The sequence below is a fragment of the Aeromonas sp. 102P genome (genome assembly GCF_051920345.1).
Classification (GTDB): domain Bacteria; phylum Pseudomonadota; class Gammaproteobacteria; order Enterobacterales; family Aeromonadaceae; genus Aeromonas; species Aeromonas veronii.
Window position 1 is genome coordinate 1 of sequence record NZ_JBQBCZ010000002.1, and the last position, 17,226, is coordinate 17,226.

General features: G+C 58.2%; 18 protein-coding genes. 9 read left to right on the top strand and 9 right to left on the bottom strand.

What is annotated here, in order from left to right:
• Positions 1-75 precede the first annotated feature (75 nt).
• From ACTG1K_RS22065 to ACTG1K_RS22080, 4 genes are all read right to left on the bottom strand, one after another.
• A complete protein-coding gene (locus tag ACTG1K_RS22065) occupies positions 76-1,926 on the bottom strand; it encodes an extracellular solute-binding protein (RefSeq protein WP_440006049.1) in 1,851 nt (616 codons plus the stop codon).
• A 127-nt stretch (positions 1,927-2,053) separates the two neighbouring features.
• Positions 2,054-2,800: a DeoR/GlpR family DNA-binding transcription regulator gene (locus ACTG1K_RS22070; RefSeq protein ID WP_005350628.1), complete on the bottom strand. Its 747-nt coding sequence runs from the start codon at positions 2,798-2,800 to the stop codon at positions 2,054-2,056.
• 94 nt (positions 2,801-2,894) lie between these two features.
• The gene (locus ACTG1K_RS22075) at positions 2,895-5,327 is read right to left on the bottom strand and encodes a formate C-acetyltransferase/glycerol dehydratase family glycyl radical enzyme (protein ID WP_440006047.1); all 2,433 of its coding nucleotides are present in this window, start codon (positions 5,325-5,327) and stop codon (positions 2,895-2,897) included.
• 4 nt (positions 5,328-5,331) lie between these two features.
• On the bottom strand, positions 5,332-6,228 hold the full coding sequence (locus ACTG1K_RS22080) for a glycyl-radical enzyme activating protein (RefSeq protein ID WP_252656798.1): 897 nt from the start codon (positions 6,226-6,228) through the stop codon (positions 5,332-5,334).
• A 128-nt stretch (positions 6,229-6,356) separates the two neighbouring features.
• Here ACTG1K_RS22080 and fsa point away from each other — a divergent pair, with 128 nt between their 5' ends.
• Together fsa and ACTG1K_RS22090 are read left to right on the top strand one after the other, a co-directional pair.
• Positions 6,357-7,010, top strand: coding sequence for a fructose-6-phosphate aldolase (gene fsa / locus ACTG1K_RS22085; protein WP_252656797.1), 654 nt, complete (start codon positions 6,357-6,359; stop codon positions 7,008-7,010).
• Positions 7,011-7,140: 130 nt separating this feature from the next.
• Complete coding sequence (locus ACTG1K_RS22090; protein ID WP_005344504.1) at positions 7,141-7,320, top strand: hypothetical protein; 180 nt, start codon at positions 7,141-7,143, stop codon at positions 7,318-7,320.
• Positions 7,321-7,337: 17 nt separating this feature from the next.
• Here ACTG1K_RS22090 and ACTG1K_RS22095 read toward each other — a convergent pair whose 3' ends face one another.
• A complete protein-coding gene (locus ACTG1K_RS22095) occupies positions 7,338-8,537 on the bottom strand; it encodes an HD-GYP domain-containing protein (protein WP_005350638.1) in 1,200 nt (399 codons plus the stop codon).
• Between the two features lie 167 nt (positions 8,538-8,704).
• Between ACTG1K_RS22095 and rsuA the strand changes: the two genes are divergently transcribed.
• Positions 8,705-9,397 carry a 16S rRNA pseudouridine(516) synthase RsuA gene (gene rsuA, locus ACTG1K_RS22100; RefSeq protein ID WP_064336826.1) on the top strand — a complete coding sequence of 231 codons (693 nt, stop codon included), beginning with the start codon at positions 8,705-8,707 and terminating at the stop codon, positions 9,395-9,397.
• A gap of 19 nt (positions 9,398-9,416) precedes the next feature.
• On the opposite strand, the gene ACTG1K_RS22105 is transcribed toward rsuA, so the two are convergent.
• The gene (locus ACTG1K_RS22105) at positions 9,417-10,316 is read right to left on the bottom strand and encodes a DMT family transporter (RefSeq protein ID WP_019446127.1); all 900 of its coding nucleotides are present in this window, start codon (positions 10,314-10,316) and stop codon (positions 9,417-9,419) included.
• A gap of 156 nt (positions 10,317-10,472) precedes the next feature.
• Here ACTG1K_RS22105 and ACTG1K_RS22110 point away from each other — a divergent pair, with 156 nt between their 5' ends.
• Together ACTG1K_RS22110 and yfcE are read left to right on the top strand one after the other, a co-directional pair.
• The gene (locus ACTG1K_RS22110) at positions 10,473-12,110 is read left to right on the top strand and encodes a peptide ABC transporter substrate-binding protein (protein WP_440006044.1); all 1,638 of its coding nucleotides are present in this window, start codon (positions 10,473-10,475) and stop codon (positions 12,108-12,110) included.
• A gap of 10 nt (positions 12,111-12,120) precedes the next feature.
• Positions 12,121-12,663 (top strand): phosphodiesterase, encoded by a 543-nt coding sequence (gene yfcE / locus ACTG1K_RS22115; RefSeq protein ID WP_407970096.1) that lies wholly within the window; start codon positions 12,121-12,123, stop codon positions 12,661-12,663.
• A 36-nt stretch (positions 12,664-12,699) separates the two neighbouring features.
• Here the strand turns inward: yfcE and ACTG1K_RS22120 are convergent, their stop codons facing one another.
• From ACTG1K_RS22120 to flgA, 3 genes are all read right to left on the bottom strand, one after another.
• Positions 12,700-13,116, bottom strand: coding sequence for a flagella synthesis protein FlgN (locus tag ACTG1K_RS22120; RefSeq protein ID WP_407970097.1), 417 nt, complete (start codon positions 13,114-13,116; stop codon positions 12,700-12,702).
• Positions 13,113-13,433 carry a flagellar biosynthesis anti-sigma factor FlgM gene (flgM, locus tag ACTG1K_RS22125; RefSeq protein WP_440006042.1) on the bottom strand — a complete coding sequence of 107 codons (321 nt, stop codon included), beginning with the start codon at positions 13,431-13,433 and terminating at the stop codon, positions 13,113-13,115. The genes ACTG1K_RS22120 and flgM overlap by 4 nt, the downstream gene beginning before the upstream one ends.
• A 92-nt stretch (positions 13,434-13,525) precedes the next feature.
• The gene (gene flgA / locus ACTG1K_RS22130) at positions 13,526-14,209 is read right to left on the bottom strand and encodes a flagellar basal body P-ring formation chaperone FlgA (protein WP_005334175.1); all 684 of its coding nucleotides are present in this window, start codon (positions 14,207-14,209) and stop codon (positions 13,526-13,528) included.
• A 144-nt stretch (positions 14,210-14,353) separates the two neighbouring features.
• On the opposite strand from flgA, the gene ACTG1K_RS22135 reads away from it, so the two are divergent.
• From ACTG1K_RS22135 to flgC, 4 genes are all read left to right on the top strand, one after another.
• Positions 14,354-15,265 carry a chemotaxis protein CheV gene (locus tag ACTG1K_RS22135; RefSeq protein ID WP_005334174.1) on the top strand — a complete coding sequence of 304 codons (912 nt, stop codon included), beginning with the start codon at positions 14,354-14,356 and terminating at the stop codon, positions 15,263-15,265.
• A 17-nt stretch (positions 15,266-15,282) separates the two neighbouring features.
• Positions 15,283-16,107, top strand: a complete 825-nt coding sequence (locus ACTG1K_RS22140; RefSeq protein ID WP_005350656.1) for a CheR family methyltransferase — start codon at positions 15,283-15,285, stop codon at positions 16,105-16,107.
• A gap of 295 nt (positions 16,108-16,402) precedes the next feature.
• Positions 16,403-16,801, top strand: coding sequence for a flagellar basal body rod protein FlgB (flgB, locus tag ACTG1K_RS22145; protein WP_005334169.1), 399 nt, complete (start codon positions 16,403-16,405; stop codon positions 16,799-16,801).
• The gene (gene flgC / locus ACTG1K_RS22150) at positions 16,801-17,220 is read left to right on the top strand and encodes a flagellar basal body rod protein FlgC (protein WP_005350658.1); all 420 of its coding nucleotides are present in this window, start codon (positions 16,801-16,803) and stop codon (positions 17,218-17,220) included. Before flgB ends, flgC begins: the two co-directional genes overlap by 1 nt.
• Positions 17,221-17,226 lie beyond the last annotated feature (6 nt).

Genomic DNA, 17,226 nt, shown 5'->3' on the forward strand with positions numbered 1-17,226 from the left:
ACCGGTTGCCAACAAAGACCCCGCTATCTGGCGGGGTCTTTGTTTTTGGTCTGTTTGCCAAACGAGTTGTGGCTATCAGGGCTGGCGATAGGTGGTGTCGATGATGGGCTCGGCCGGGAAGGTCTTGCCGCTCTTGATGGCTGCCCTGGTCTCGGATTTTAGCTCTTCATCAATCCACAGCAGACCGCCATAGCTGTAACCGCTGTTGTCGCCACCGAGGGGCCAGTAGAGTTGCTCGCTCTTGGGGGTTGCTGGTACTTTTGGCAGTTTGATCCAGCGCCATGCCCCTTCCCGGGTGTAGGGCACCTGATACGCAGGCACGAAGCTGGCCAGCTCATAGAGCCGCTGCTGGATCTGCCGTGACAGGGCAGCTTTTTTGGCAAAGTCGAACTCCTTGTCATACTGCTCCACCAAGGCCGTGATGGCATCGTCATCGATGTTCATGATGTTGTTGGTCTGGGGCTTGTTGGCGTTGACCTTGTGGAAGAACTCCCAATAGGCAGGATAGCGGCTGCCCGCCCAGGCCATCCAGGCGCTCTGGTGCTTTTTCTCCAGCATCGATTTGAAACCGGCCGATGCATCCATCAGGTTGAGCTCCAGATTAAGCCCCGCCTTCTTGGCCTCTTCCCGCAACAGCGTGAGCCGCTGGGCATGCTCTGCGGTGGTGTAGGTGATGGCGAGGGTCAGTGACTGCCCCTTGTCGTTTTGCAAAATCCCCTGCGGCCCCACTTTGTTAAAGCCTGCCTTGGCAAAGTATTCCCGCGCCAGTTTGGGATCGAACGGACGGGCCTTGATCTCGCTGTTGGTAAACTCACCCTGACCTGAGCCATAACTGTTGAGTCGCTGGTAATCCCCCCGCAGCAGGGTGGTGAGCATCTTGTCGAGGTTGAGGGCATGCTGGACCCCGAGCCGCACATCGAGATTATTCAGCTGTGGATCGGCGGTGTTGAGATAGAGCCCCATCGGCGATTGCGGAGTCTGGTTGTAGAACCAGGTGCGCGCGATATACCCCTTCTCGAACTCGGCGGTTTTGGTCTTGTCGTGCCACCAGTTGGGCATCACCAGCGGGAAGGTGTCGAGATCGCCGCGCAGGAAGTGCTGCCAGGCGATGTTCAGATCCCTGAGCACCTTGATCTCGATCCGCGCAGGATTGAAGCGATGCTGGAAGTAGCGCTCGTCATCCCCCCACCAGTGTTCAACCCGTTTGAAGGTGACCGATTTGCCCTTTTTCACCTGATCGATCTGATAGGGGCCGGTGACTGGCAACACCTTCCAGTTGTACTCCTTGACCCAGTTGGCGGTGAGCTTGATGGCGTGGCTCGGCTCCGGGCTGATGGGCAGTGACTCGAGCAGATCCTGGCGGCTCTTTTCGGTGCCGCTGGTGATGGCCAGGGTGTGATCATCAAACTTGGTGATGTCTGCTATCTGGGTGCTGTAGTAGTTGTTGTACCAGGGGTCGTTGATCTCTTTGCTGCGCATCATCTTGAGGGTAAATAGCCAGTCATCGGCGGTGACCGGCTGGCCGTCTGACCAGCGCGCCTTGGGATTGATGCGAAAATAGAGGGTCTTGTTGTCGGCGCCGAAGGCCCACTCGTTTGCCAGCATCGGCATGGGGTTGCCGGTGACGGGATGAGTGCTCAGCAGTGGCAGGTTGGTTTCCCGCACGTAACCGGCAAAGCCGCCGTTGGAGTCGGGGCCATATTTGCGCAGGGTCAGGGGGAAGCTGGTCATAAAGGTGCGAAAGGTGCCGCCGCGCTTGGCGGCCGGATCGGCATAGAGAGGATCCTGGTTGTTGCTCTCCCACTTCAAGTCGGCGGGCAGCGTGGCACTCCAGCCAAACGGGCTCCAGCACAGGGTCAGGGTGATGGCGGTGGCGCGAATGATAGGGGAGAGTCGGCGCTCCCCGGCTGTGATGGTCGATGGCATGTCCTTGCTCTCCTGAAGTCTGCTTCCTGCAGATCACACACTGGTGATGTCAGTCCCGATGGGGACTGGCTCATCATGAAAATTTTATCCTGTCAGGTCAATGAAGTAGCGTGAATTAGCGGGTGGCTTAGGCCGCAACGCAGTGCAGGGTGATCCCCTTGGCCGCGATGGCTGCCCGCATGGGGGCGGGCAGGGCATCGTCGGTAACCAGCACGTTGATCTGGCCCGGCGCGCCAAGCTGGCTCGGGTGGATGGCGCCAAATTTGCTGCTGTCGGTGATCACCACATTGGTCATCCCCTTGGCCAGCACGCTGTTGACCACGTCGGCCCGCATCATGTCGCGGCCGGTAAAGCCCATCTCGGGATGAAAACCGTCGACCCCGATAAAGGCCTTGGAGAAGTGCACCTGCTCGATGCAGAGGCGCGTGAGCGGCCCCACCACGCTCTCGCTCTGATGCTGGAACAGCCCGCCGAGCAGCACCACCTGAGCCGGGGTATCTTTGAGCAGATGGGCGATATAGCTGCTGATGGTGATGATGGTGACCCGTTTGTGCAGGGCCAGATGGCGCGCCAGCATGGCGTTGGCACTGCCCCCTTCGATAAAGACCGTTTCGCCATCTTCCACCAGCTGGGCGGCCCGCTCGGCGAGGCGCTCCTTGAGCAGGTAGTTGATGTTCATCCGGGCATCGGGGTCATCGGTCTCCAGCGCCATGGCCGAGCCGTGTACCCGTCTGAGCAGTCCCTGTTTCTCCAGCGCGGTGAGGTCGTTGCGCACCGTCACCTCAGACACACCTGTGTGTCGGGAGAGTTCACTCACGCTCATCTTGCGAGCCTGATGGACCAGAGTGAGGATCAGTTGGTGGCGTGGATTCATGGTGCGCTCGCATGCAAGGTGGTGGATAGCGGAAAGCCACCCGAGGGTGGCTTGCCAATCATATGACGTCACAGGCGCCATGGGGAGCGCCCCGTCAGAGACTGTGCTCGGTGCGGGCGATGATATCATCTTGCGCATCCGGGGATAAGGCGGTGAAGAAGGCTGAATAGCCCGCCACCCGTACCACCAGATCCCGGTATTGATCCGGATTGGCCTTGGCTGCCAGCAGGGTTTCCCGCGAGACGATGTTGTACTGCACGTGCCACCCCTTGTGCACCTCGAAGAAGGTGCGCAGCAGGCTCATCAGCTTGGCCTTGTCCCGCTCGTTCTCAAGGCTCGCCGGACTCAGCTTCTGGTTGAGCAGCACCCCGCCGAGGATGGCCGCCGTGGGCAGCTTGCCGATGGAGTTGAACACCGCCGTCGGGCCGAGACGATCCGAACCCGACGAGGGGCTGGCCCCTTCCGCCAGCGGCGTGCGGGCGTGGCGGCCATCCGGGGTGGCCATGGTGGCGGCACCGAAGGGGACGTTGGCCGAGATGGAGGAGGTGCCGGCATAGTAGGTGCCGCCGATGGGGCCACGGCCGAAGCGGGTGTTGTGCAACCCCTTAAGCTCGTCGATGTAGCTCTGGTAAGCCTGCACCAGCAGCAGGTCCACCTCGTCCAGATCGTTGCCATATTTGGGGGCTGCATTGGTGAGGCGCTGGCGCAGCTGCTCCCCCGCCAGTCCTGAAAAATCTTGCTCGAGTGCTTCGGCCAGCTCTTGCTGATCCACTATCCCCTGTTCGAACACCAGTTTCTTCAGGGCCGCCAGACTGTTGCCCAGGTTGGCGATCCCCACCTGCAGACCTGAGACCCAGTCATAGACAGCGCCCCCCTCCTTGATGGTCTTGCCGCGCTCGATGCAGTCATCCACCAGGGCGCTGCAGAGGATGTCGTGGGCCTGAGCCTCCAGCACGCTGTCGACCACACAATCGATCTCGATGGATTTGCGGGTGAAGTAGCGCACCTGATCGTTCCAGCGGGCCATCACCTCGTCAAAGTTGCCAAAGCTCCCGTCTCGCAGCGACTGGGGCTGGGGCAGGAATACCTTGCCGGTGGTGGCATCGCGGCCGCCATCAAGGGAGGCCAGCAGGATGCGGGCGAAGTTGATAAAGCTCATGCCGGTGCAGCGATAGCCCCACTTGCCGGGCACGGCGGTCTCGATGCAACCGATGGCGGCGTAGTGGTGGGCATCCTCCACGCTCACCCCGAGCTTGATGAACTCGGGGATCACCACCTCGTCGTTGTTGAAGGCGGGCATGCCAAAGCCGCAGCGGATCACCTGAATGCAGGCGTCGAGGAAATCCTCGCTCATCCCGGCATGGTAGCGCACCGAGAGGTTGGGCTGGGTGGATCTCAGCTGGCCGCAGGACTCCAGAATCGCGTAGGAGAGGCCGTTGACCGCGTCATGGGCACTGCCATCCCGCCAGTTCTGGCCGCCGATGGTGACGTTTTGATAGAGCGGGCTGCCGGCGGATGCCTTGGAGTGGGTGCCGGAGCGGATCTTGTTCACCTCCAGCAACTTGAGCCAGCACCCTTGCAGCAGCTCGATGGCGCGCGTCCGAGGCAGGGATTCCGACAATTCCACCTCGCGGCGATACCAGGGGTAGAGGTACTGATCCATCCGGCCAAACGACACCGAGTGACCGTTGGATTCGATCTGCAGGATGAGCTGGATAAAGTAGCAGAGCTGCAGCGCCTGCCAGAAGGTCTCGGGGGGCTGGTGGGCGATGTGGGCGCAGTTGAGCCCGATGGTCTCAAGCTCGTTTCGGCGCTCGGGGCGAGATTCTTGTGCTGCCATATCATGGGCAAGGGCGGCGTAGCGCGAGATGTGAGCGCTGACCGCATCCAGAGTGATGGCGACGGCGTGCAGGAACTGCTCGCGCTGCAGATCGGCCCAATCCGCCAAATCCAGCCGACTGCGCCGCTCGGCCACCTTGGCCTTGAAGCCATCGAGACCCAGCGTGAGCAGCTCCTCATAGTTGACCGCGAGGTGGGCATCCCCCGAGGTCATGTTGCCCTCGGCCTTGATGATGCCGCTCTCCAGCAGCGCTTTCTGCTCGTCGGTAAAGAGGCCGAAGCAGCGATCCTGCACCGTCTGGCCGCGCCAGAAGGGGGTGAGGGCGTGGATGATCTCCTTGTCGGTTTCGCTGACTGCAAAACCGGCGCCGGGACGGTCTGCCAGCTCGTCGATCTCCTTCTCAATCCAGCTCACCGTGTATTCGGGAAAGAGCGGCGCCGCCCGCACCTGACTGGCCTGATTGCCGACGATCAGCTCGTCGTGCTTGATCCAGATAGTGCGCTCCTTGAGGTGATGAGCCAGCGCAAGAGCGCGGCGCACCGGCAGCGGCCGGGCGAGATGAGCCTGATAGGCCGCGGTGTAGTGGCGGGCACGCTCGGTGCAGACCGGCGGCTGAACGATGTGGATCAGGCTCTCTTTGTGGGCGCGGATCCGTGGGCTCAGGGTATTGAGGTCGAGCTGGGTCATGATCTTATCCTCTGGTCACAGGGGTCAGCCCCTGACGTTGGGCGTATGCATGGGCAAAGTGGAGTAAATCGGGGTCGTCGAGCGGTGTCTCCGGCGCCTGATAGGGCAGATCCAGCAGGGCATATTTGCCCACGCCTAAGGTGTGGTAGGGGAGGAAGTGGATCTCCTGCACGGTGCCGAGACTGGCGGCGGTGTCGGTGATGGCTTCGATCGATGCGCGGTCGGCATTGAAGCCGGGAATGAGCGGCACCCGGATCTGCATCGGCACGCCGTGCTCGGCGAGGCGTTTGAGGTTCGCGATGGGCAGATCCACCTTGCCGCGGGTCCAGTGGAAGAAACGTTCTTTATCCACGTGTTTGAGATCCGCCAGCACCAGATCCAGTGAGGGGAGACTTGGCTCAATCTGGTGCCAGGGCACATGGAGGCAGCTCTCAACCGCTGTGTGCAGCCCTTCGGCATTGCAGCGGGCCAGCAGGGACGCGGCAAAGTCGGGCTGCATAAACGGCTCGCCACCGGAGAGGGTGATGCCACCGCCGCTGCGCTCGAAGAAGGGGCGATCCCGCAAGATGGTGTCCATCAGGGTGTCCAGGGTTTCATCGCGGCCGCACACCTGCAGCGCTTCGCTTGGGCAGAGGCCGCGCAGCCGTTCCATATCGCCGGCCTTGAGGGCAGAACGGCTGAGCTGGATGCCCTCGCTGTCACGCAAGATTGCCGGACAAGCCTGGCTGCAGAGCTGGCATCCCTCGATGCACTGGCGCCGGTCGAGTAGTATGTCCGGCTTGGGAGAGCGGCTTTCCGGGTTTTGACACCACAGACAGGCCAGCGAGCACCCCTTGAGAAACACCAGGGTGCGAATGCCGGGGCCATCGTGAGTTGAATATCGTTGCAGGTCAAAAATCATACCGCCTCCTTTTGTATTTGCATTCTATTTGCTTTCGTTCGAAAGTTGATTTGATTTCGATCAAGCTATTTGCAGATGTTTTATCGCTAGAATGGTGACATATTGAACATCCCGTTAAGGAGTTAGAGATGGAGCTGTATCTCGATACCGCCGATGTGGCGGCAGTGCGTCGCTGGTCACGGATCCTGCCGTTGGCCGGTGTCACCACCAATCCTTCCATTACCGCCGCCGGGGGATTGCCGCTCTGTGAGCTGCTGCCCGCCCTGCGCGACGTGCTGGGCCCCAAGGCGCGCCTGTTTGCCCAGGTGATGGCCAAAACCGAAACCGAGATGGTGCGCGAGGCATTTGCCCTGCGTGAGCTGGACCCGGATCTGGTGATCAAAATCCCGGTGTGCTCAGAGGGGCTGGCGGCCATCAAGAGCCTGACCGCCAACGGTGTGCCGACTTTGGGCACCGCTGTCTATACCCCGCTGCAGGGTTGGCTGGCGGCGGTGGCGGGGGCGGAATATGTCGCGCCCTACGTTAACCGGCTGGATGCTCAGGGGGGCGATGGCATCGCCACCGTGCAGGAGCTGCAACAGCTGCTTGCGCTGCACGCACCGAACAGCAAGGTGCTGGCGGCGTCATTCCGCACTCCCCGTCAGGCGCTTGACTGCCTGCTGGCGGGTTGCCAATCGATTACCTTGCCGCTCGATGTGGCGGAGCAGCTGCTGAACGTGCCTGCGGTGGATGCGGCGCTGGTGAAGTTCGATCAGGATTGGCTGCGCGCTTTCGGTCGCTGATCCCGGTGGCAAGCTGATTGCCGTGATTGAGGGGGAGGGTGAAGAAGCGCGGGTGATGGGGATTGACCGACTAGACTTGAAACAGGTGGCTACATTCGCTGGCCGCCTTGCTGTCTACCGGAGGTATCCCATGAGCGACCATCTGCTACTCCCCCATGGTGAAGATTTGCGTCGTGCGGTGCTTTGGCTCAGCGAGCATCATCAGCACGATATCGCCGCCATTGAAGAGGCCAGCCTGCGTTTTGATCTCTCGCCGCTGGATGAGGAGTTTCTGATCCGGCACTGGCTCGACAGCCAGCGCCAATCATGAAGATCCGAGGTGAGGGATTAGAAGAAGTTGGCGAGGTTGATGCCAAACTCTTTGGGGTCGACCGTGTTTTCGATGCTCTCCTGCACCCCTGACTTGGCCAGATCCAGCCACTGTACGTCGAGGTAGTGACGCTGGGTGGCGTGATAGATCACCTTGACCACCGGCTTGAGCGGCTGCTGCTCGTTGCGCTGCATCACGATAGCCAGGCGCTGGTTTGAGAGCTGTACCAGGGTTCCCACCGGATAGACTCCCATGCACTTGATGAACTTGGTGACCAGTTCGGCATCAAAGTGCTGATTGATTCCCTTGAGCAGAATGCGGAAGGCCTGGGTCGGCTGCATACCCGCTTTGTAGACCCGATCCGCTGTGATGGCATCATAGACATCGACGATGCCGCTCATCCGGGTATAGAGGGAGAGCTGCTCCCCCTTGAGCCGCTGCGGGTAGCCGGAGCCATCGAGCCGCTCGTGGTGGTTGGCGGCCACCTCCAGCATGGTGGGGGTAATGCCAGGGGTATTGCTGAGGATCTCGTAACTGTGCACCACATGCTGACGCATGATGGCGAACTCCTCATCGGTCAGCTTGCCCGGTTTGTGGAGCACCTCGTCCGGGGTCATGATCTTGCCCACGTCGTGCAGCAGGCCACCCAGGGTCAGCTCTTTGAGCACGCTGCGCTCCAGTCCCAGATAGCGGCCGAAGTTGGCCAGCAGAATGGCCACATTCATGGAGTGCTCCATCAGGTAGGCATCCTTGGCGCGAATACGGGCCAGACAGAGCATGGCATCGCCGTGGGTGAACATGGTGTCCACCATCTCTTCGGCGACTTCGGCCAGCGGGGTGATGTCGATGGGCTCACCCGCTTTGAGGTGGCGAATGAACTTGCCTTGCAGCTCGCGCGCTTCCTGATAGAGGCGGCGGATTTTAAGCTCCCGCCCTTCACCGTTGGCACTGGCTCGGCGCCCTACCTGGGCGCTGTTGGCATTGAGATCGGGGGAGGTAACGGCGTCACTCTCGGCACTGCCCAGCTTGCTGCGAGCCAGATCGATGCGTACCGTGAGCACCCCCTGACGCACCAGATTGGCAATTTGCGCCACGCTGGTCACCAAGCCCATCTGGGCGATCTCCATCCCACCTGTCTGGCTGGCGATAGCAATGACATACATGCCGGGTTTCAGCTGGTTGACGGGAATGACGGGATAGGATGCTTGAGACTTCATGAGGGCTTCCTGACTCTTATTATTATGAGTATCGTTCGGATGGGTCACACCGGAGAAGTGTAACATCGGATGACCAGTTCGTCATAATTGGCACCCCTTAACAGTGGCGTTGTCGCCCCCGCCCGATATAATGACGCCCCTTTACTTGTTGGACTCCGAGGTTGTGAATGCGGCTTGATAAATTTCTGTGCGATTGTTCGGATTTGACCCGCTCGCTGGCAGGCAAACTGATCCGTCAGGGTGAGGTCATGGTGGATGGCATTGTGGTCAAGCAGCCCGCCTTTCATATCAATGAGCAGAGCCAGATCGAGTTTGACGGCGTGCTGCTGACGCTGGAGCAGCGCAACCGCTATTTCATGCTGCACAAGCCGGAAGGTTACGTCTGCTCCAACGAGGATCCGGATCACCCGACCGTCTTCTTCCTGATGGATGAACCGGCGATGGGCAAGCTGCATGTAGTGGGGCGCCTCGACCTCGATACCACGGGTCTGGTGCTGGTGACCGACGACGGTCAATGGTCCCACCGCATCACCTCGCCGCGCCACGAGTGTGCCAAGACCTATCACGTCTGGCTGGCCGATCCGGTGAGCCCGGATGCGATCGCGCTGTTCGCCGAAGGGGTCTACCTGCGTAACGAGACCGATAAAACCCGTCCTGCCCAGCTGGAAATTCTCGGCGAGTGCGAGGCCCGACTGACCATTCACGAAGGCAAGTACCATCAGGTCAAGCGGATGTTTGCCTCCATCGGCAACAAGGTCGTTGGCTTGCATCGCGAGCGGGTGGGCGGTCTGACGCTGGACGAAGATCTGGCCCCCGGTGAATACCGCGAGCTGACCGCTGAGGAGATTGCCCTGTTCTGATCAGGGATGGTGCCGGGTGTCAGTGAGTGCTGAAACCCAGCACTAGCGCCGTGCCCAGGGTGGCAATCAGTGCCCCCGCCCAGGCGGCAATGGATGGCCGCTCCCCCGAGTGCCACCACAACAGCGGCAGCAGCAGTACCGGCGTGGTAGAGGAGAGAATGGCCACCATGCCCACCTCGCCCTGCCGCAGCGCCATCAGGATCAGCGTCATCCCCAGCCCCATCGCCAGAAAACCGTTGGTGGCAATCATGGCGAGGATATGGCGATTGACCGGTTTGAGCGGCATGGCCAGCGGCAAGCGCCCCAGCCGCAGGACGCAGTGGGCCAGCAGGGCACTGCCCATCCGGATGCCCGATGCACTCACCGCATCCACCTCACCACTCATCATCACCGGCTTGGCGATGATGGCTCCCACGCTTTGACACAGTGCCGCCGTCAGGCCAAGGCCAATTCCCAGCGCCAGATTGCCACGGATCTGCTCCCACTCGTTGCTGCTACTGCGTCTGCCAAACAGGATCGCCAGCATCACGCCAGCAAAGACCAGCATGGCCCCCAGCAGTCGCCAGCCTGTCAGCTGTTCATTAAAGAGCCACAGCCCAAGCAGGGCGGAAAACAGCGCATGGCAGGAGAAGAGCAGGGCACTGCGTCTTGGCCCCAGCCGATTCATGCAGGCAAACAGCGCGGTATCGCCCACGAAGATGCCGACCAGCCCCGAGATGGCGAGCAGGGGCAGGGCGCTTGCGGTGAGGGTTTGCCAGCCACCGGTGAGCAGACTCATGGTGCCGAGCATCAGGCTGACCAGAAACATGCGCCAGCGGCTGTAGGCAAATGCGCCGAGATGACGGGCCGGTTTGACCGAAATAAGCGCTGCAACTGCCCATAAACTGGCCGACGCGAGGGCCAGCCACTCATAACCCATAAAAACTCCTGAAAAAATTAACCCGAAAGACTCCATCTCCCGGGCAAGCCCGATACAATAAGGGGCGTTTTCGGGGATAACAAGAGCGGCATCAGGCATTCATCAGGCGCGCCGTCGGCCTTCCCCTCCTGCAGTGGTGTTATTTGAGGTTTTGTCATGAGGTATGGTTTCTTCCCCAAGCTGGCACAGCGCTGGCTCTCCCCGCTATTGCTTGCCGTGCTGGCTGGGCCCCTGGCCCATGCCACCACCGTTGAGCAGCAGCCTCTGCTTGCCGATCGGCAAACCCTGGTCAAGGGCAACGGTGCCGAGCCGGAGTCACTGGATCCGGCACTGGTGCGCTCCGGTTTTCCGGGGGAGGCCGTGCTGGTCGATCTGTTTGAAGGGCTGGTCAGCGAAGATGGTCAGGGGCATATCGTTCCTGCTCAGGCCCAGCGCTGGGAGGTGAGTGACGATGGGCTGGAGTGGCGATTCTTCCTGCGACCCCAACTGAAATGGTCCAATGGCGAGCCGCTGGTGGCCGCTGATTTTGTCTATGCCTGGCGCCGTCTGCTCGATCCGGCCATCAACTCCCCTTCTGCCGGATTGCTGCTGGCCACGGGGATCAACAATGCGCAATCCATCTATGCCGGTGCGCTGGAGCTCGGCAATCTGGGCATTGAAGCGCAAAGCGATCAGATCCTGAAAATCACCCTGGAGCGGCCGGCTCCCTATTTCCTGCAGCTCATCAGTCAGCGCCCCTTTGTGCCAGTCAATCAGAAGGCGATAGCCAAATTAGGCAAACAGTGGACCGAGCCCGGCAAGCTGGTGAGCAATGGTGCTTACCGGTTGGCAAGTTGGACGCCAAACGAGCGGATAGAAGCCGAGCGCAATATCCACTACTGGGATGACCTTCACACCCGTATCGGACGGGTCACCTATCTGCCTATCACCTCGCAACATGCGGAGCGGCTGCGCTATGAGGCCGGTGAAATCCAGCTCACCAACAAGGTCTCCCTCGGCTATTACCAGAAGATGAAGCGCGAATCTCCGGAGCGGCTGTGGGGGTTGCCGCTGTTTGGCACCTATCTCTATGCGTTCAATTTGAAGCGCCCGGAACTGCAGGATGTGCGGGTGCGTCAGGCGCTCTCCATGGCGGTTGATCGACAGTTGCTCATTGGATCGGTGAGCGGGCAGGATGAACAGGCGGCATGGTCGCTGTTGCCGGAGATGCCGGGTTACCCCCGGGTGATATTGCCTGTGGCGCTTGAAGATATGCCAACCCGCCAGGCCAAAGCAGCAGCCCTGCTGTCAGCGGCCGGGTATAACAGTGCCAATCCACTCAAGCTGAGCATTACCTACAACAGCGCAGAAACCCACAAGCAGATGGCGATGGCCATTGCTGCCATGTGGCAGAAGCTGGGGGTGCAGGTCACCCTCAACAGTCTGGAGTGGGGCGCCTATCAGGTGGCCAAGGATAGCGGTGATTTTCAGGTGGCCAGAAGCTTCCTGTTTGGCGATTACGTGGAGCCGTCAGCCATGCTGGGCAGCTTCCGTTGTCAGGATCTGCGCAACGAGAGCGGCTACTGCAATCCCGACTTTGATCTGCTGCTGGAGCAGGCGGCCAATACGCTGGACAGCGCGAGCCGGGTTGAACTCTACCGGCATGCCGAACAGTTGCTGCTTGAGGAGGCGCCGATCCTCCCCGTGTATCATTACAATCAGATGAGACTGGTCGATCCCACCCTGCGGGGACTGCCCAGCCAGAATTTGAAAGGGACGATTGCCACCAAGGATCTCTATTTCAGCCCGCAGTGAGGAGCATTTCATGAAACTTGCCATCATTTCCGACATCCACGGCAGCATCATTGCGCTGGAGCGGGTGCTGACCCAACTTGAGCCCTGGCAGCCGGATCACTATCTGCTGCTCGGCGATCTGCTCAACCATGGCCCGCGCAATCCTCTGCCGGAAGGGTATAACCCGGCCGCCGTGGCTGATCGGCTCAACGAGCTGGCACCGCAGATCATCGCGGTGCGGGGCAATTGTGATTCCGAAGTGGATCAGATGCTGTTGCGCTTTCCCATCACCGCCTCCTACAACCAGTTGCTGGTCGATGAGCGGCGCTGGTTTGTAAGCCATGGCCATCTTTATCGCCCGGACGAGGTACAGCTACCGCCGGGCAGTCTGTTCCTGAGCGGTCACACCCATGTGCCGGTGCTGGAGTGGCAGGGGGAGCGGGTATTGATGAACCCGGGGTCGATCTGTTTCCCGCGCGGCGAGTTGCCTGCCAGTTACGGGTGCTATGAGGACGGGGTACTGCGTGTCAATGCGTGTGAGGACGGGCGAGAGTTGTTGCGACTGGTGCTTTAAAACGGAGTGCAAAAATGCAAGGCCTGATAAGAGATGTCAGGCCTTGATACCGTAGGAGCGGGTGCCAGAGCGAGTGTTACCCTTGGCGTCATAGGTCAGGCTGTTGCGATCGCGCAGCTGACTCAGAAAGGTTGCCAGACGACGGTTTGAGACGATGCTCAATTCTAGCAAGCGACCGTTGATATCATTTTGTGCCTGGCAAGCATCCAGTTTCGCACGAAGCTGTGCCATCTCGTCGGGATAGGCTGCCAGCTGCAGTGCCAGTTCCGGCATCTCTGCCAGTGTCTTGTCCAGCGTTTCTATCGCAGCAAGCAACTGCTGTTTGCGCTCGGTCAGTGCGGGCAGGGCCAGTGCCTGATGCTGTTCGAGCAAGCTGAACTCCTCTTCCAGAATGCCTTGCATCTGGCTGAGGTAATCATCTTGGGTGTACAGTAACGAAGGTAAATCCATCATCCCAGAACTTTGTCCAGATTGGCCTCGAAACTGAACATCTTCTTGGCCACAGCATCGCTGTTAACCTGATATTCGCCACTCGAGACGGTTTTTTTCAGCCGTTCGACCTTGCTCTCATTGCCGGTCGAGGCGGTATTGAGGTTTTGTTGCATCTTTTGCAATTGTTGCGCCTCACTGGTCAAGGAGACGGAGTCCAGCTTGACAGTAGCCGCTTTGTTTTCGGGCGATGAGGTGACTGACTTGCTGCCTGTCCCCTGGCTATTAGCGGTATTTTGCAACCGATTATTCGCCAAGTTGTTGATATTGTTGATGGCCATTTTAGTTACCTTCGTCTGCTTTAAGGTTTGCTTACCTGTTTATCGGTGCGGCAGATCAAAACTTTAGAAAAAAAGTTGTCAAGGATCCGGATTTAAAAAGTGACCGATACGGCACCTACTGCACTGACTTTACCCTCAACGGTTTTGCCGGAGCGAATATTCACGAGTTTGATGATCTCTCCGAAGCTGCCATCTTGCAAGGCTCGGGCCATGGTTTTGATCTGGAAGTTGCTATTTTCTGCCGTCAGGGTGACCTGATCCCCTTTGCACACGACACAAACCTGGCTCAAACGGATGGGTTGCCCAGGTTTTAGCTCCCGCTTGCTGCGTACTCCGACAAGAGGGGCTGTGTCAGTCAGGTAGTCGCCGCGGATCAGGGTCTGATCCTGATAGGCCAACACCAGCTGGCTTTCACTCAGCAGGTCCCCCTTGGCGATGGGGTTGGTCACAGTGACATAGGGCTTTTGAATGCTGACCCGCACCGGGAGATAGACGTCCCAGGGCCTCTCCTCCTCACACTTAAGGTAAACTGTTGTATTACGGCGAATTTCCATTTTTGCTGGTAAGCTGATAGTGAGCAGATCTTCGCAGCGGGTCAGTGGGAGCCGTTCATCCAGCGTGGCAGAGGTGACCTCGGCTCTGGCATCCAACGGAATATCCAGCTGGCTGTAAACGAACTCTTGTGCCTTTTCTTGCAGATAAGTAGTGACGTCCGAGGCGTAGCTGGAAGATATGCTGCCAAAAAAGAGGCTGATGAGTAAAAGTCGGTTAATCATTTTCGCTCGTTGGTCGATAAGTTGTTCACGCATATCACCATATTTAACTATGATTGCTTCAGAATCTGTTCGTTGTCACATCGATAGTCTGACGCAATCCATCACGCATGCATGATTAATGCCAAGCGTTTTTAGGGAGTGTTTATGGCCAGTATCCTGGACTCGGTCAACCAACGTACCCAGCTAGTGGGGCAAAACCGGCTGGAGTTGTTGTTGTTTCGTCTCAATGGACGTCAAAGATTTGGCATCAACGTATTCAAAGTGCGTGAAGTGTTGCAGTGTCCCCCCTTGACCGTGATGCCCAAACTGAACTCCTGCATCCGCGGGGTTGCACATATTCGTGGCCAGACTATCTCGGTTATCGACCTCAGCATGGCGGTTGGCAAACGCCCGATTGATGATTTGAGCAAATGCTTCATTATCATCTCCGAGTACAACCGCTCTATTCAGGGATTTCTGGTGCATTCGGTCGAGCGCATCATCAATATGAACTGGGAATCCATCCTGCCTCCGCCCAAAGGTGCGGGTCGCATCAACTACATGACAGCCGTGACTGAAGTCGATGGCGAGTTGGTCGAAATCCTTGATGTTGAGCGGATATTGAACGAAATTTCGCCGGTTGCAACGGATGTTAGTGAGGAGCTGGTTCAGGCCAGTGTCGACCACCCGACTCTGGGGCGTCCTGTTCTTGTTGCGGATGACTCATCAGTGGCACGCAAACAGGTACAACGTGCGCTTGAGGCTATCGGTGTCGAATGCGTGTTGGCAAAAGATGGCCGCGAAGCATTGAACATGCTGCTGGAAATGACCAAAAATGGTCCTATCAAGGATCAGGTTGCGCTGGTTATTTCGGATATCGAAATGCCGGAAATGGATGGCTATACCTTCACTGCCGAGATCCGGAATAATCCCAATCTCAAGGATTTGCATGTTATTCTGCATACATCGCTCAGTGGAGTATTCAACCAGGCAATGGTGCAGAAAGTTGGTGCGAACAATTTTATCGCCAAGTTCCAGCCTGATGAATTGGCCAAGGCCGTACAAAACGCACTCTAATAAAGAAGAACAGCTGCATGAAGACACTTTCGGACGACTTATACAAACAGTTCAGCAACTTTCTGGCGGTACAGAGCGGAATTGTGCTGGGGGATAACAAACAGTATCTGGTGAAGAGCCGTCTTTCACCTTTGATGGCTCAGTTTGGCATCGAGAGTCTGTCTGATCTGGTTACCCGTGCAATGAGTGTGCGAGAGCGTGACCTGAAAATGGCCGTGGTGGATGCCATGACGACCAACGAGACCCTCTGGTTTCGTGATACCTATCCGTTTCAGCTTCTTACTGACAAGATTTTCCCCGAGTTGGGGAAAAGTGGCCGCCCCATCAAGATCTGGTCGGCTGCATCCTCGTCAGGTCAGGAGCCCTATTCCATTGCCATGACGGCACTGGAGCAGCAGATGAAAAAGCCGGGGACCTTGCCTGGTGGCGTGCAGATTGTCGGGACGGATATTTCGACGACCATGCTCAATCAGTGTAAGGAAGGCGTTTACGATAGCCTTGCTCTGGCGCGCGGTTTGTCACCGGAGCGCAAGAAGATGTTTTTTGAGCCCTACGGTGACAACAAGATGCGGGTCGCTGAGCGAGTCAGAAAATTGACCACCTTCCGGCCACTCAACTTGTTGGAGAGTTATAGTCTGCTCGGCAAGTTTGACATTATCTTTTGCCGTAACGTGCTCATCTATTTTGCGCCGGAAGTGAAGTCGAAGATCCTCAACCAGTTTGCTGCCAGTCTCAATCCCGGTGGATATCTGATGCTGGGCGCGTCGGAGTCACTGGCCGGGTTAACCGATCGGTTCGAGATGATCCGCTGCAATCCGGGGATTGTCTACAAGGTCAAATAGGCCTGATGGCCTTGATATTCGGGGTCTGCCGAATATTGCCAGTACATGCAAAGAGGGAAGCTACGAGCTTCCCTCTTTCTTAATCTACAGCTCAGTCTTTCTATTTACCTACCATATCTCGCCACTGCAAAAGTGGTTGCAACCTTAAGGTGGCCAAATGATGCCGTGTGACTCAAGGCACGAGATGCTCCTGCCGTTTTCGGTCTGAAATGTACTCATACCCAAACCATCGAACTGAGTGATTTGCTTATGGCACACCTCTTGCAAACAAAATAAACCAAGCAGGAGGTGTGCTATGGCTCTTTCATTTGACAAGGCATTCGGTGTGCATCAACACACCATAAGCGTTCGCGCCAAGCGTGCTGAGGTGCTTTCCAGCAATATTGCCAACGCAGATACCCCGGGCTTCAAAGCCAGGGATATCAATTTTGCTCAGGCATTGCAGGAGGCCCAGTCGCATCAGGGGTTTGGTTTGGCAACGACCAGCGAAAAGCACTTTGCCTTGAATATGGACGCCCCAGGTACCGTGCAATATCGCAACCCGCTGCAACCGGATACCGGTGACGGCAATACAGTCGATGTGCAGCAGGAGCGCAGCGAATTTCTGCGCAATAGCCTCGAGTATCAAACCTCCCTTGAATTTATGAATAGCAAGATCAGTGGCCTGCTCAAGGCCCTGAAAGGAGAGCAGTGATGAGTTTGTTCAAGGTCTTTGACATAGCAGGCTCGGCTATGAGCGCACAGTCAGTGCGCCTCAACACGGTTGCCAGCAACATGGCCAATGCGGACAGCGTCAGCTCCAGTGTGGAAAATACTTACCACGCCAGGCGGCCAGTCTTTGCCGCCCAGCTCGATCAGGCGATGTCTGACAAGCAGGGCTCGGTCGGGGTTGAGGTGAAGGGGATTGTCGAGAGCAAGGCGCCACTGCTCAAGGAGTACAACCCCAACCACCCGATGGCGGATAAAGACGGTTTTATCTTCAAGCCAAACGTCAACATGGTTGAAGAGATGGCCGACATGATCAACGCCTCGCGCAGCTACCAGACCAACGTACAGGTTGCAGATTCGGCCAAGAAGATGCTGCAGCAGACGCTCCAGCTTGGCAAGTCCTGATAGGAG

Excerpts from the sequence above, each read along its gene's own strand:
- ACTG1K_RS22065 (WP_440006049.1), bottom strand. The coding sequence starts at position 1,926 with ATGCCATCGACCATCACAGCCGGGGAGCGCCGACTCTCCCCTATCATT.
- ACTG1K_RS22095 (WP_005350638.1), bottom strand. The coding sequence starts at position 8,537 with ATGAAGTCTCAAGCATCCTATCCCGTCATTCCCGTCAACCAGCTGAAA.
- flgA (WP_005334175.1), bottom strand. The coding sequence starts at position 14,209 with ATGATTAACCGACTTTTACTCATCAGCCTCTTTTTTGGCAGCATATCT.
- ACTG1K_RS22110 (WP_440006044.1), top strand. The coding sequence starts at position 10,473 with ATGAGGTATGGTTTCTTCCCCAAGCTGGCACAGCGCTGGCTCTCCCCG.
- ACTG1K_RS22070 (WP_005350628.1), bottom strand. The coding sequence starts at position 2,800 with ATGAATCCACGCCACCAACTGATCCTCACTCTGGTCCATCAGGCTCGC.
- ACTG1K_RS22090 (WP_005344504.1), top strand. The coding sequence starts at position 7,141 with ATGAGCGACCATCTGCTACTCCCCCATGGTGAAGATTTGCGTCGTGCG.
- ACTG1K_RS22105 (WP_019446127.1), bottom strand. The coding sequence starts at position 10,316 with ATGGGTTATGAGTGGCTGGCCCTCGCGTCGGCCAGTTTATGGGCAGTT.
- ACTG1K_RS22140 (WP_005350656.1), top strand. The coding sequence starts at position 15,283 with ATGAAGACACTTTCGGACGACTTATACAAACAGTTCAGCAACTTTCTG.
- ACTG1K_RS22080 (WP_252656798.1), bottom strand. The coding sequence starts at position 6,228 with ATGATTTTTGACCTGCAACGATATTCAACTCACGATGGCCCCGGCATT.
- flgM (WP_440006042.1), bottom strand. The coding sequence starts at position 13,433 with ATGGCCATCAACAATATCAACAACTTGGCGAATAATCGGTTGCAAAAT.
- yfcE (WP_407970096.1), top strand. The coding sequence starts at position 12,121 with ATGAAACTTGCCATCATTTCCGACATCCACGGCAGCATCATTGCGCTG.
- rsuA (WP_064336826.1), top strand. The coding sequence starts at position 8,705 with ATGCGGCTTGATAAATTTCTGTGCGATTGTTCGGATTTGACCCGCTCG.
- flgB (WP_005334169.1), top strand. The coding sequence starts at position 16,403 with ATGGCTCTTTCATTTGACAAGGCATTCGGTGTGCATCAACACACCATA.
- fsa (WP_252656797.1), top strand. The coding sequence starts at position 6,357 with ATGGAGCTGTATCTCGATACCGCCGATGTGGCGGCAGTGCGTCGCTGG.
- ACTG1K_RS22135 (WP_005334174.1), top strand. The coding sequence starts at position 14,354 with ATGGCCAGTATCCTGGACTCGGTCAACCAACGTACCCAGCTAGTGGGG.
- ACTG1K_RS22075 (WP_440006047.1), bottom strand. The coding sequence starts at position 5,327 with ATGACCCAGCTCGACCTCAATACCCTGAGCCCACGGATCCGCGCCCAC.
- ACTG1K_RS22120 (WP_407970097.1), bottom strand. The coding sequence starts at position 13,116 with ATGATGGATTTACCTTCGTTACTGTACACCCAAGATGATTACCTCAGC.
- flgC (WP_005350658.1), top strand. The coding sequence starts at position 16,801 with ATGAGTTTGTTCAAGGTCTTTGACATAGCAGGCTCGGCTATGAGCGCA.